Source organism: Sphingomonas sp. LM7 (assembly GCF_002002925.1).
Taxonomy (GTDB): Bacteria; Pseudomonadota; Alphaproteobacteria; order Sphingomonadales; family Sphingomonadaceae; genus Sphingomonas.
The window spans coordinates 4,080,542-4,093,407 of the sequence record NZ_CP019511.1; the positions used below are offsets into that span (position 1 = coordinate 4,080,542).

9 protein-coding genes are annotated in these 12,866 nt (G+C 66.2%); 2 read left to right on the forward strand and 7 right to left on the reverse strand.

The genetic code is table 11. The annotated features are described in order from the left end of the window. Positions 1–154: 154 nt before the first annotated feature. From BXU08_RS19095 to BXU08_RS19105, 3 genes are all read right to left on the reverse strand, one after another. On the reverse strand, positions 155–508 hold the full coding sequence (locus tag BXU08_RS19095; RefSeq protein ID WP_077511720.1) for a response regulator: 354 nt from the start codon (positions 506–508) through the stop codon (positions 155–157). Further along, positions 505–2,652 carry a PAS domain S-box protein gene (locus tag BXU08_RS19100; protein ID WP_077511722.1) on the reverse strand — a complete coding sequence of 716 codons (2,148 nt, stop codon included), beginning with the start codon at positions 2,650–2,652 and terminating at the stop codon, positions 505–507. The genes BXU08_RS19095 and BXU08_RS19100 overlap by 4 nt, the downstream gene beginning before the upstream one ends. Positions 2,653–2,724: 72 nt before the next feature. Next, the gene (locus BXU08_RS19105; RefSeq protein WP_077511724.1) at positions 2,725–3,597 is read right to left on the reverse strand and encodes a CoA ester lyase; all 873 of its coding nucleotides are present in this window, start codon (positions 3,595–3,597) and stop codon (positions 2,725–2,727) included. Between the two features lie 351 nt (positions 3,598–3,948). Between BXU08_RS19105 and BXU08_RS19110 the strand changes: the two genes are divergently transcribed. After that, the gene (locus tag BXU08_RS19110) at positions 3,949–5,820 is read left to right on the forward strand and encodes a bifunctional diguanylate cyclase/phosphodiesterase (protein ID WP_253190446.1); all 1,872 of its coding nucleotides are present in this window, start codon (positions 3,949–3,951) and stop codon (positions 5,818–5,820) included. Next, positions 5,820–7,658 carry a CHASE4 domain-containing protein gene (locus BXU08_RS19115; RefSeq protein ID WP_077511726.1) on the forward strand — a complete coding sequence of 613 codons (1,839 nt, stop codon included), beginning with the start codon at positions 5,820–5,822 and terminating at the stop codon, positions 7,656–7,658. Before BXU08_RS19110 ends, BXU08_RS19115 begins: the two co-directional genes overlap by 1 nt. A gap of 88 nt (positions 7,659–7,746) precedes the next feature. Here the strand turns inward: BXU08_RS19115 and BXU08_RS19120 are convergent, their stop codons facing one another. From BXU08_RS19120 to cysD, 4 genes are all read right to left on the reverse strand, one after another. Continuing rightward, positions 7,747–8,886: an SET domain-containing protein gene (locus BXU08_RS19120; RefSeq protein ID WP_077511728.1), complete on the reverse strand. Its 1,140-nt coding sequence runs from the start codon at positions 8,884–8,886 to the stop codon at positions 7,747–7,749. Positions 8,887–9,207: 321 nt separating this feature from the next. Beyond that, positions 9,208–9,927 carry a 3'(2'),5'-bisphosphate nucleotidase CysQ gene (locus BXU08_RS19125; protein WP_077511730.1) on the reverse strand — a complete coding sequence of 240 codons (720 nt, stop codon included), beginning with the start codon at positions 9,925–9,927 and terminating at the stop codon, positions 9,208–9,210. Next, positions 9,924–11,837, reverse strand: a complete 1,914-nt coding sequence (gene cysN, locus BXU08_RS19130) for a sulfate adenylyltransferase subunit CysN (protein WP_077511732.1) — start codon at positions 11,835–11,837, stop codon at positions 9,924–9,926. The genes BXU08_RS19125 and cysN overlap by 4 nt, the downstream gene beginning before the upstream one ends. Then, positions 11,837–12,736: a sulfate adenylyltransferase subunit CysD gene (cysD, locus tag BXU08_RS19135; protein ID WP_216352947.1), complete on the reverse strand. Its 900-nt coding sequence runs from the start codon at positions 12,734–12,736 to the stop codon at positions 11,837–11,839. The genes cysN and cysD overlap by 1 nt, the downstream gene beginning before the upstream one ends. Between the last annotated feature and the right edge of the window lie 130 nt (positions 12,737–12,866).

A 12,866-nucleotide genomic window follows, 5' to 3' on the forward strand; every position in this document is an offset into this window, starting at 1 on the left:
ACCGTCGCACATGCAGCCGTGGGAAGGGAGCCAATTCGTCTTTGTCAAAATCAAGAGATTGGAGCGGCTCATCTCTAACGTGAAATGCGCTCCTCACCCAAATACGAACGACCGCTAACCACCCACTCCCGGCCGTTCCGTACGCACCCACGGCCTACCCCAGCAGCGCCCGCAATGCCGCGTCGATATCGGCTTCGCGATACGGCTTCTCGATCAGCGCCACGCTTTCGAAGCCCTCGGGCACCGCGCCATAGCCACTGGCGAAGGCGAACGGTACGCCGCGCCGTTGCAGCATCTCGGCAATTGGGATGCTGCGCTCGCCCGCCAGGTTGATGTCGAGGATCGCCGCGCCGAAATTCTCGGTCTCGGCAAGCGCCAGTCCGTCGGCAAGCCGGCCGGCAGGGCCGACCGTTTCGCAATCGAGCGCTTCCAATATGTCCTCCAGACACATCGCCACCACCGGTTCGTCCTCGACGACGAGCACGCGCAGTCCCGCATAGCCACTCATTCGGCGCCCTCCGGCAGCGGCGCATCGACCATGCATACCAGCCCTTCGCGCCGAAACTCGATCTTCACTGTCCCGCTCAGCTCGGCGGCGAGCCCGCGTTCGATCATTCGCGTGCCGAACCCGCGCCGCGCCGGCGTCACTACCTCCGGACCGCCGCGCTCCTGCCACTCCAGCGACAGCCGCGCCCGGCGATCGTCCTGCGCGCGCGCCCAGCGGATCGCCACGCGGCCCTCCGCCACCGACAGCGCGCCGTGCTTGACTGCGTTGGTGGCAAGCTCGTGGATCGCCAGCGCCAGGCTGATCGCGGTCTTGGGCAGGATCGGCAGGTCGGGGCCCACGAGTTCGAACCGTCCGGCATCGCCGCCGTGCGGCGCGACGGCGTCGCCGATGATTTGCGACATCGACACCGCGCCCCAATGCTCTCGGGTCAGCAGGTTGTGCGCTTCCGAAAGCGCCGCCAGCCTGCCTTCGAACGCCTTGCGCGCGGCCACCGGGTCGGTCGCGCCCTTGAAGCTCTGCTGTGCGACGCCCTGGACGATCGCCAGCGTGTTCTTGACGCGGTGGTTGAGCTCGTCGACCAGCAGCCGCAGATGCGTCTCGGCGCGCTTGGCCTCGGTCACGTCGCGGCCGATCGCGTGGAGCCCGGTAGCCCTGCCTTCGGAATCGGTGGTCAGCCGCGAATTGATTTCCCAGGTCAGCGGCCGCCGGTCGTGCGCGCGCACGGTCACGGTCAGCCGGGTACTCCCGCCCTCGCGCAATTTCTGGTCGAACGCCTCCATGCTCAGCGCCAGCTGGTCGGAGTCCATGAAGTCCCCGATCGACGCGCCGACCACCTGTTCCTCGGGATAGCCGAGAGCTGCGAGCACCGCCGGGTTCACCGACGTGATCTTCTGGTCCAGTGTGGTGGTGATCAGGAAATCATTGGCCTGTTCGAAGATCGTCCGGAACCGCGCCTCGCTCTCGCGCAGCTCGGCTTCGGCGCGCTTGCGGCCGGTGATGTCGAACGAGACGCCGACGAAGCGGCTGGGGCGATCATCGGCATAGTCGATCCGGCTGCCATGGCTCTGCAGCCAGCGCTCCTCGCGATTGTCCGCGCGGCACAGGCGATATTCGATCGTGTAGGGCGCGCCGGTCTCGAAACAATGGTGCGTCACCTCGCGCACGCCGTCGCGGTCGTCGGGATGGACCTGCTCGATCCATTCGCGGAAGCTGCCTCGGCCGTCGGTCCGCCGCGGAATGCCGAGCAAGTCGAAGCGATTGGGCGACCATTCGCCTTCCATCGTCTCCAAGTCGAGCTCCCACGTCGCCATCCCCGCGCTCTCTGTCGCCAGGCGCAGGCTCTCCTCGCTCCTGCGCAGCCTGGCCTCGGCCTCGCGGCGCTCGGTGACGTCCAGCGTCACGGCCAGCACGCCGAACGGCTCGCCATCCGGCCGCCGGATCACCGACACCGAATTGTTGACCCACACCATTCCGCCGTCCTTGCGGATATAGCGCTTTTCATGGGTGTAGGGCGTGCCCTCCGCCACCGCGCGGTCGAACAGTGGCCGATTGCGGCTGCGGTCGTCGGGATGGGTGATGTCGAGCATCCGCATCGCCATCAGCTCCTCCTTGGGCCAGCCGGCGATCTCGCAGAACCGGTCGTTGACCAGCGTGAAGCGCCCTTCGAGATCGACTTGCGCGAAGCCTGCGGTCGATTGGGCGATGAAGGCGGAGAGCTGCGCCTCGCTGTCGCGGAGCGAGAGTTCGGCCTTTTTCGCTTCGGTGACGTCGTGCGCGACCCCGATAAAGCCGATGTGCCGGCCCTGCGCGTCGCGCCGCGGCGACGATGTCGATCGCAGCCAGCGCCATTGCCCTTGCGCGTTGCGATAGCGGCCTTCCAGATCGAAGGCGGCGAGGGTGGCCTCGCCGGCGATCGATTCCGCGACCAGCCGGCCGACATCGTCGGGATGGATGATCGCGCGCCAGTCGAAGGCGAGCGCCTCGTCATAGGGCACGCCAAGAAAATCGACATAGGCCCGGTTGACGAAGCTTCGCGTGCGATCGAGCCGGGTCACCCACACTGCCACCGGCGTGCTGTCCGCGATCATGCGGAACTCGTCCTCGCCAACCGGCAGCGGTTCGTGCCCGGTCTCGGTCTGGGTCATTACCTGGTACGCATCCCCGACTGCTTCCCACGCATTTCTATATGCAACACGCGGATAATCAACCGAAACGCGTCATCCCTGCGGCATCGCCAGCACGGCCTGGGCGCGCTTGAGGTGCGGCATGTCGAGCATTGCCCCGTCCAGCCCGATCGTGCCCGCGCCCGGGTTCGCCGCGAACGCCGCGACGATCGCCTGCGCGCGCGCGATTTCGGCGTCGGAGGGCGAGAAGGCGCGGTTGATCACCGGCACCTGATCGGGGTGGATTGCCATCATCCCGCGAAAGCCCGCACGGCGCGCCTTGGCGGCGACCTTGGCAAGGCCGTCCAGGTCACGGAAATCGCCATGGATCGTCTCGATCGGCGTCACGTTCGCGGCGGCCGATCCGGCGAGGCACAGCGCGCGGAACAGCTGATAGGGGAAGTCATATTCGCCGGTCTCGTCGCGATTGTCGGTCGCGCCGAGCGCGGTGGCGCTGTCCTCCGCGCCCCAGGTGAGCGCGGCGAGCCGCGGGCAGCCGGCATAGTCGCCGAGCCCGAACAGTGCCGGTGCGGTCTCGGTCGCGACGACGATCACTCGGATCGCGCCGACCTTGTGGCCGGCGGCGGCTTCCAGCGCGCTCAGATAATGGTCGAGCCGCTCGGCCTCGGCGCGGGTGGCCTTGGGCAGCATGATCCCGTCGGGACAGCCCGGCACCACTGCGGCAAGGTCGGCAAGCGCATGGTCGGTGTCGAGGGGATTGATCCGCACCCATTGCGGCTGCGCGCGCGGGGCGCTGCGCAGATGCTCGGCGACCAGCGCGCGTGCCGTCGCCTTGTTGGCCGGGGCGACGGCATCCTCGAGGTCGAGCAGCACGAGATCGGCTTCGCTGGCGCCGGCCTTGGCCAGCTTGCGCTCGGAATCGCCGGGGGCGAACAGCAGCGAGCGTGCAATGAGCGGGTCGGCCATGGTTCCTCCGGGTTGAGCCCAGAGACCTAGAGCGCGGCGCGGCGCGGGTAAACCGCGAGCTCAAGCCGAAACCGTTGGGGAGGAGGCCAACGGCTTCGGCTTGCTCCCGGGCAGTGCCGCTCCGGGGGGAGGACGGCACGCGATACTGGCGGAGCCTTGGGAGACGGCGGCGTCCGCACATCTTCTCTACGCCGGCTCGATCCGCGCGTCCGCCCGGGAGAAATCCGTTAGGGGTTTGTACCGCGCGTTAAGCATCGCATCGCGCGGTTATACTTGCACCTTGGCGCGGTTTTACGCACCGTTAACGCTGTCCGCTTACCTTGTTCGAACGATTTGGGGGGATTGGACATCGTGCGCATATTGATCGTGGACGACGAGCCGGCGATGCACGATTCCTATCGCCAGTGCTTCGCCGCGACCTGCGGCAGTGCCGAAGCGCTGGGCGCGATGGCCGCCGAGCTGTTCGGCGACGACGAAGCACCTGCCGAGCCGGTGACCCGCTTCGAATGCGATCACTACATGCAGGGCCTCGACGCCGTCGCCGCGGTGGAGGCGTCGCTGGCCAGCGGCGATCGCTATGCCGTCGCGTTCATCGACGTCCGCATGCCCCCGGGCATCGACGGCAAGGAGACCGCGCGCCGCATCCGTGCGCTCGATCCCGACATCAACCTCGTCATCGTCACCGGCTATTCGGATCATTCGCCGCTCGAAATCAGCCGCGCCGCCGGCCCCGCCGACAAGATCTTCTACATAGCCAAGCCCTTCCAGGCCGAGGAGATCGTCCAGACCGCCACTGCGCTCGCCCAGCGCTGGACGATCGATATCGACCTCAAGAACGCGATTGCCCTGCTCGAGGAGCAGAAGCTCGAGCTCGCCGCCAACGAATCCCGCGCCATCCACATGGCCAACCATGATTCTCTGACCGACGCGCCCAATCGCCTCGCCTTCCTCCACGCGCTCGGCCAGTCGGTGAAGGGCGACACCTGTTTCGCGATGGCGATGATGGACCTCGATCGCTTCAAGCTGGTCAACGACACGCTCGGCCATCTCGCCGGCGACGAGCTCATCCGCATGGTCTGCGAGATCCTCCAGAACGCAATTCCCCAGGGCGGCTTCGTCGCGCGGCTGGGCGGCGACGAATTCGCCATGCTGATGCCGGTCGAGGGCGAGGACGCCGCGGTGATGCAGTGCGAACGCCTGCTCAAGGCCGTCAGCACCAGCTTCAAGGTGTTCGGCCATTCGGTGCAGGGCGGCGCCTCGATCGGGCTGATCGTCGTCGAGCCCGGCAGCATCGGCGATCCGATCGACGGGATGCGCCGCGCCGATCTCGCGCTCAACGAGGCCAAGCGCCGCGGCCGCGGCTGCGTGTGCGTGTTCGACGAGAGCATGGACGAATCGATCCGCTTCCGCCGCCAGATCGAAAGCGGACTGTCCGAGGCGATCGCCAAGGGCGAACTCAAGCTGGTCTTCCAGCCGATCGTCGGTCGCGACCTCGACATCACCGGGTTCGAAGCGCTGATCCGCTGGTGCAGCCCCGAATATGGCATGGTCCCGCCGGGGATGTTCATTCCGATCGCCGAGGAATCGAACCTGATCCACGAGCTTGGCGACTGGGTGATCGACGAGGCGATCCGCGCGCTCAAGACCTGGCCCGGCCAATATGTCTCGGTCAATTTCAGCCCGCGCCAGTTCCGCCGGCACAATTTCGTGGCGCATGTCGTCGAGCGCGTCGCCAGCGCCGGCGTCGAGCCCGGCCGCTTCCAGATCGAGATCACCGAAACCGCGATCTTCGACAATGTCGAGCGCGCGGCGGAAATCCTGTTCAAGCTGCGCCAGATGGGCTTCCGCATCGCGCTCGACGATTTCGGCACCGGCTATTCCTCGCTCTACAACATCCGCCGCTTCGCATTGGATTGCCTCAAGATCGACCGCAGCTTCGTCGACGGGATGGGCCGCGAGCGCGAAAGCGCCGCGATCGTCCATTCGGTGATCCATCTCGGCCGCGCGCTCGGCATGGAAGTCGTCGCCGAGGGCGTCGAGACCAGGACCCAGCTCCAGGCGCTGCGCCTTGCCGGCTGCAGCCACATGCAGGGCTATTATCTGTCGCGCCCCATCGACGTCGAAGATGCACTGGTGCTCGCCGAAAAGGGCAGCCTCGCCCCGCATGCGGCTATCGATATCGAAGCCGAGCCCGAGATTGCAGGCAACGGGACCCACGGCTGATGCCCTTCGTGGCGCGCCTGCGCCTGCCGCGGTCGCTCGGCGCCAAGCTCGTCGTGATATTGACCGGAGTGGGGCTGCTCGGCGCAACGGCGCTGACGCTGCTCCTCGCCACCGTCATCACCCCCAATTTCAACCGGCTCGAACGCGATTCGATCGCCGCGCATGTCGCGCGCACCCAGGCCGTGGTCGAGGATCTCGCCGCCAAGGTCGAGAATGCCGTGCGCGACTATGGCGACTGGAACGCCTCCTGGGACTATATGGCCGCGCCAGGTCGCGCCTTCGAGGAAGAGAGCTTCTCGACGCTCGCGATGGTCAATCTCGACGTCAACGGCATGGCCTATGTCCGGCCTGACCGATCGGTGGTGATCGCGCGCTGGATCGATACTGCGCGCGAAACCGATGTCCCGCCGATGCGCGCCGCGCTGGTCGACGCGATCCGCAAGCTCGATCCGGACAAGGCGCTCCATGGCCGCAGCTCGGCCGGCTTCTACCTTCGCCTCGGCGACAGCCTCGCCGCGGTCGGCATCGCCCGGGTCCGCCGCAGCGACGGCAGCGGGCTCCCACGCGGCTATGTGCTGATGGCGCGCACCGTCACCGCCGCGCAGCTGAGCAGCCTGCTACAGCTTCAGGCGAGCCTCGCCGCGCCTGCCGATGCGGTCACCGTCACCTCCGCGCCGTCGCGCACGCGTATCGCCGTGCCGGTGCCCGGTCCCGACGGCCACGCTGTGGCCGCTGCAGCCTATTCCGTCCCACGCGACCTCTCGACGCTGGGCAAGCGCATGCTGATCCTCGCGGTACTGGCGTCGTCGCTGCTGCTCGCGGTCGTGCTGCTCGTGCTGCGCCGGATGATCAGCCGGCTGGTGCTCCAGCCGCTCCACCGCGTCGAGCGCCACATGGGCGTGGTCCGCACCTCGGGCGATCTCGGGCTGCTCACCGATCACCCGCGCGACGACGAGATCGGCAGCCTCGTCACCAGCTTCAATTCGATGCTCCGTCAGCTGAAGGACCTGCGCGAGCAGATCGAGGTCCAGAGCTTCACGCTGGGCCGCAGCGAAAGCGCAGTCGCGGTGATGCACAATGTCCGCAACGCGCTGAACCCCGTGACGACGGTGATGAGCCAGGGGCTGGACCGCCCCGCCGCCGTCGATCGCGCGACGATCGATCGGGCGCTCGCCGAACTCGCCGACTTGGCCTTGCCGCCTGCACGCCGCGACAAGCTGCTGGCCTTCCTCGCCGCCGCATTCGAGGCAGTCGAGCAGGAGCGCGCCGATCGCCGCGAGCAGCTTGGCGTCGGCCGCGTCGCGCTGCGCCACGTCCTCGAGATCATCGGCGAGCAGCAGGAAGTGGCGAACGAGCGTCCGGCGCTCGCCACCTGCGACGTTAGCGACATCGTTGCCCAGAATGCCACGATCGCCCGCTATTCGGGCGAGAATTCGATTGCGTTCAGCTTCCCGTCCCGGCCGCATCTGGTGCTCGCCAACCGCGTGATCCTCAGCCAGGTCATCGGCAATCTCTTCGCCAATGCGGCCGAGGCGATCGCCGCGACGGGCAGGGGCGGCGGCAGCATCGCCGTCGCGGTCCAGCAGCGCGGAGACCGAACCGAGATCGTCATCCGCGACGACGGCGAAGGCTTCGATCCCGCCCGCGCGCCGACGCTGTTCCAGCGCGGCTTCTCGACCCGAGCGCACAAATCGGGCGGGCTGGGGCTGCATTGGTGCGCCAATTCGATGCTCGCGATGGAAGGCGCGCTGGAATTGCAGAGCGACGGGGCGGGGATGGGCGCGCGCGCGGTGCTGACGCTGGGTGCCGCAGCGGCAGCGGAGGACCTGGCGGCCTGAAAGCCCCTTCCCTGAAGGGGAGGGGCTTAGATACACCAACTTCAACGGATTCGGCCTGGCAGATGCTCCTATCTTCACCGGAACACGGTCATCCCACCGCCCGCGCCTCTGCCACATCCTCCCGCTGCAAATATGGCGCCACGAGATTCCGTGCCCGGAACCACGCCTGCCGCTCGCCATCCAGCGTTTCGAAGTCCCCGATCACCCGCCGGCACTCGGGCGCCTTGCACTGGCAGAGCATCCGCCAGTTCGATGCGCGCAGCGTCGTCGAATAATCCCAGCAGATTTCCTCGCCCGCCTCGATCGCGCGCGCCGCGATGAGGAATACCCCGCTATCGGTGAAGCGCAGCCCGGCATTCGGCGCGCAGCTGTGATTGACCAGATCGTCGAGCTGCCCCGATGGCCCCATATACTGGTCCGGCGTCACTTGGACGAAGCGGTCGCTGGTCCCGTGCATCCGGCTCGGCACCTGGTCAGCATGCAGCCGCCGCCCGGTGAATTCGAGCAGGACATCACCTTCGGCGAAGCCCGAAGCTGCGAAAACCGCCTTGCCCAGATGGTTGTCACCCACCTTGAAGAGGTTGTTCGAAGGCCGGTAGCGTTCGAATACGCGCAAACCGCCGCGGCGAACGCCCAGCGAGCGCAGCGGATTGATCGTCGCCAGCCCGATCAGGAACCACACGCTGGCATGGCACAGCAGCTCGACGACGATATAGCCGAGCTCGGCCATCCCCAGCTGCGGCCCGCGGACGGCGATGAGCAGCGTCGCCAGGTCGCCGAAGGTCCACAGCCCCCAGGCCGGCGAGCGTTCGCGCGCGCGGTCCGCCCACACGCTCGCCCAGGTCGGCCAGAAGCTCACCGGCACCGCGACCACCACCAGCATGTGCGCCCAGAACGCCTCGCGGAACACGAGCCACAGCACCAGCGCGGTCAGCGACACGGCCATGCAGAAGCTTTCGGCGGGCGAGGGCGGTGCCCAGGCCGATCGGCGCCAGATGGCGAGCGTCACGGCAATGCACGCGACTGCCGAAACCAGGAACACCCAGGCCTGCGGCGCGCCGGGGTTCACTGCGGCATAGGTCAGCGCTTCGAGTGACGTCGCCGCGGCCCAGATCAGCCAGGAAGCGCGGTTGGGCTGGACGGTGTGGCGGCGCAGCCCGAACAGGTACACGGCATAGCCCGCAAAGCTCAGCCCGATCGCCAGCACGAACCAGATGTCGAGCCCCAATGCACGCCCCTCCCTGACGGGACGTTTACCATGCGCAACGACTCACGTCCACGCGCGACTCGCGGTGATTCCGCGAGTCGCGGCTAACACCTCACTTACTCGAACCCGTCACCCCGGCCTTGTGCCGGGGTCCACTAGGCCCAAATCTAGAAGCTAGAGGCGATGGGGTCTCGCAAGCCGCACAGTGGACCCCGGCACAAGGCCGGGGTGACGAAGTTAGGAGGGCACGTCTCCTCCGTTCGTTTCGAGCGAAGTCGAGAAACATAGTTCAGGAACCAGCCATCTCTCGACTATGCTCGAAACGAACGGAGTTGGAGAGCTCTAGCCCCCACATCCCTTAACTGCATCCAGCACGACATCCGCCCATTCCTTCCGGCAGATCAGCAGATCCGGAATGCTCGTCTCGCGCTGGTTGTACACGATCGGCGACCCGTCGATCCGCGACGCATGCAGCCCTGCCGCCAGCGCCACCGCGACCGGCGCGCAATTGTCCCATTGGTGCTGCCCGCCGGTGTGGAGGTAGATCTCAGCCTCGCCGCGCACTACCGCCATTGCCTTGGCGCCCGCCGAGCCCATGCCGACTGAGACGGCGCCGATCCGCCCCGCGACATCGGTGCACAAGGCGCTCGCGCGCGTCCGGCTCACCAGCATCCGCGGCGGATACTGCGGATCGCGCAAGGCGGGAGGGGCGTCGCTCGACAAGGTCAGCCCCAGCTTCGGCAGCGCGACCGCGCCGACTTCCGCACGCCCGTCCACAGCCAGCGCGACATGCACCGCCCAGTCGTCGCGCCGCTCGGCGAATTCGCGGGTCCCGTCGAGCGGATCGACGATCCACACCCGGCTGCGTGTCAGCCGTGCCAGATCGTCGGCGCTCTCTTCGGAAAGGATCGCATCGTCGGGCCGCGCGGTTTCCAGCCAGGCGAGGATCATCGCATTGGCCTCGCGGTCGCCGCGATCGCCCCCGGCGCACTCCGCCTGGATACGCAGCAGCAGCGCCCCCGCCTCGGCGGCGATGTCGCGCGCGAGTTCGGCGTCGGTCAAATCACCGGGCTCCAGGTGCCCATGATCGTCTCTACGATCCGTTCGGCTGCCTCCTCGGGGGTCTCGCGGGTCGTATCGACGCGGATCTCGGGGCCTTCGGGCGCTTCGTACGGGCTCGAAATCCCGGTGAAGTTGGCGATCTCGCCCGCGCGCGCCTTTTTGTAGAGCCCCTTGGGGTCGCGCCGCTCGGCCTCCGCGATCGGCGTGTCGATGAAGATCTCGAAGAAATCGCCCTCGGGCAGCATCGCGCGGACCATCTCCCGCTCGGCGCGGAAGGGCGAGATGAACGCGGTCAGCACGATCAGCCCCGCATCGGTCATCAGCTTGGCGACTTCGCCGACGCGGCGGATATTCTCGACTCTGTCGGCATCGCTGAAGCCCAGGTCGCGGTTGAGCCCGTGGCGGATATTGTCGCCGTCCAGCAGGAAGCTGTGCTTGCCCATCGCGTGCAGCTTCTTCTCGACCAGGTTGGCGATGGTCGACTTGCCAGATCCCGATAGCCCGGTGAACCACAGCAGCCGCGCGCGCTGGCCCTTCTGCGCGGCGTGCGCCTCGCGCGTGATCTCCATCGCCTGCCAATGAACGTTCTGCGCGCGGCGCAGCGCATGGTGCAGCATGCCCGCGGCGACGGTGGCGTTCGATGCCTTGTCGATCAGGATGAACCCGCCGAGATCATGGCTCTCGGCATAGGGCTCGAACACGATCCCGCGGTCCGCCGCGATCTCGGCGACGCCGATGTCGTTGAGCTTGAGCGTCCGTGCCGAGACGTGCGCGAGCGTGTTGATGTCGATCGCATGCTCGGGTTCGCGTACGGTGACGCTGACGGTCTGGGTGCCCAGCTTGAGCCAGTATGCGCGGCCGGGCAGCAGGTCGGCCTGGTCCATCCACACGATCGTCGCCTTGAACTGGTCGGCGACCTGCGGCGGCGCATCGGCCGCGGCGATCACGTCGCCGCGCGAGCAGTCGACTTCGTCGGCCAGCGTCAGCGTGATCGACTCGCCCGCGCCGGCCGCGTCGCGGTCGCCCCCCATCGCGACGATCCGCGCCACGGTCGTCGTCCGCCCCGAGGGCAGGATTCGCACTTCGTCACCGGGTTTGACCGTGCCGCTCGCGATCAATCCGGCGAAGCCGCGAAAATCGAGGTTCGGCCTGTTGACCCATTGGACGGGAAGCCGGAATGGCTTGGCCCGGTCGGTGTCAACTTCGACGTCTACTTGTTCCATGAGGGGCAGCAGTGCCGGCCCGTCATACCAGGCCATGTTGTTGGAAACCGCCGCTATGTTGTCGCCCTTGAATCCCGAGATCGGGATCGGCGTAAGCGACTGAATTCCAATCGATTTCGCGAAGGCGCGATAGTCGGCGATGATGGATTCATAGATGCCCTGGTCATAACCCACCAGATCCATCTTGTTCACCGCAAGCACGATGTGCTTGATCCCCAGCAAGTGGACCAGATACGAATGCCGCCGCGTCTGGGTAAGCACCCCTTTGCGCGCATCGATCAGAATTACCGCAAGATCAGCCGTCGATGCGCCAGTGACCATGTTGCGGGTATATTGCTCATGCCCAGGCGTGTCGGCGACGATGAACTTGCGTTTTTCGGTCGCGAAAAAGCGATAGGCTACATCAATAGTGATGCCCTGTTCGCGCTCGGCGGCAAGTCCATCGACGAGCAGCGCGAAATCGATCTCCTGCCCCTGCGTTCCGACGCGCTTGCTGTCGGATTCGAGAGCAGAGAGCTGATCCTCGAATATCTGCTTCGAATCGTAGAGCAATCGTCCGATCAGCGTGGACTTTCCATCGTCCACGCTTCCACAAGTGATGAAGCGTAGTAGCGATTTGTTTTCGTGGAGCGTCAAATAAGTTGAGATATCGGACGCGATCAGGGCGTCGGGGCGATAGGAGGTCATCAGAAATAGCCCTCCTGTTTCTTCTTCTCCATGCTCGCCGCTTGGTCGTGATCTATCGCGCGGCCCTGGCGTTCTGACGTGGTGGTGAGCAGCATTTCCTGGATGACTTCTTCCAGCGTCGCTGCCTCGCTTTCGACCGCGCCGGTTAAGGGATAGCAGCCAAGTGTCCGGAATCGCACCGATCTTTCGACCGGCACTTCGCCGGGCTTCAGCCGGAAGCGGTCGTCATCGACCATCAGCAGCATCCCGTCGCGCTCCACCGTCGGGCGCGGCGCCGCGAAATAAAGCGGAACGATTTCAATGTCTTCGGCGCGGATATATTGCCAGATGTCGAGCTCGGTCCAGTTGGAGATCGGGAACACCCGCATGCTCTCGCCCTTGGCCTTGCGCGCATTGTAGAGATGCCACAATTCAGGCCGCTGGTTTTTGGGGTCCCAGCGGTGCGAGGCGGTACGGAAACTGAACACGCGCTCCTTCGCCCGGCTCTTCTCCTCGTCGCGCCGCGCCCCCCCGAACGCCGCGTCGAATCCATATAAATCAAGTGCTTGCTTGAGTCCTTCGGTCTTCCAGAGATCGGTGTGCAAGCTGCCATGATCGAACGGATTGATCCCTTGGCGCTCCGCGTCGGGGTTCTTGTGGACGAGCAATTCCATCCCCGCGGCCTTGGCGGCCTTGTCGCGCAAGTCGTACATCGCCTGGAACTTCCACGTCGTATCGACATGGAGCAGCGGAAAGGGCGGCGGCGCGGGATAGAAAGCCTTCTTGGCAAGATGCAGCATCACCGCGCTGTCCTTGCCGATCGAATAGAGCATCACCGGCCGTTCGGCCTCCGCGACGACTTCGCGCAGGATGTGGATGCTCTCGGCCTCAAGGCGCTGGAGATGCGTGAGAGATGGCAAAGACAAGTCGAATCCCGATGGCACTTTGGCGCGGCTAAAGCTTCGTGAACCTTCTGCCGCTATTTGACAGCTTCGATCTAGGGGGGAGGGAGCCTCGATTGCGAGGCGTTCCTAATTCGGAGCGGAGAAG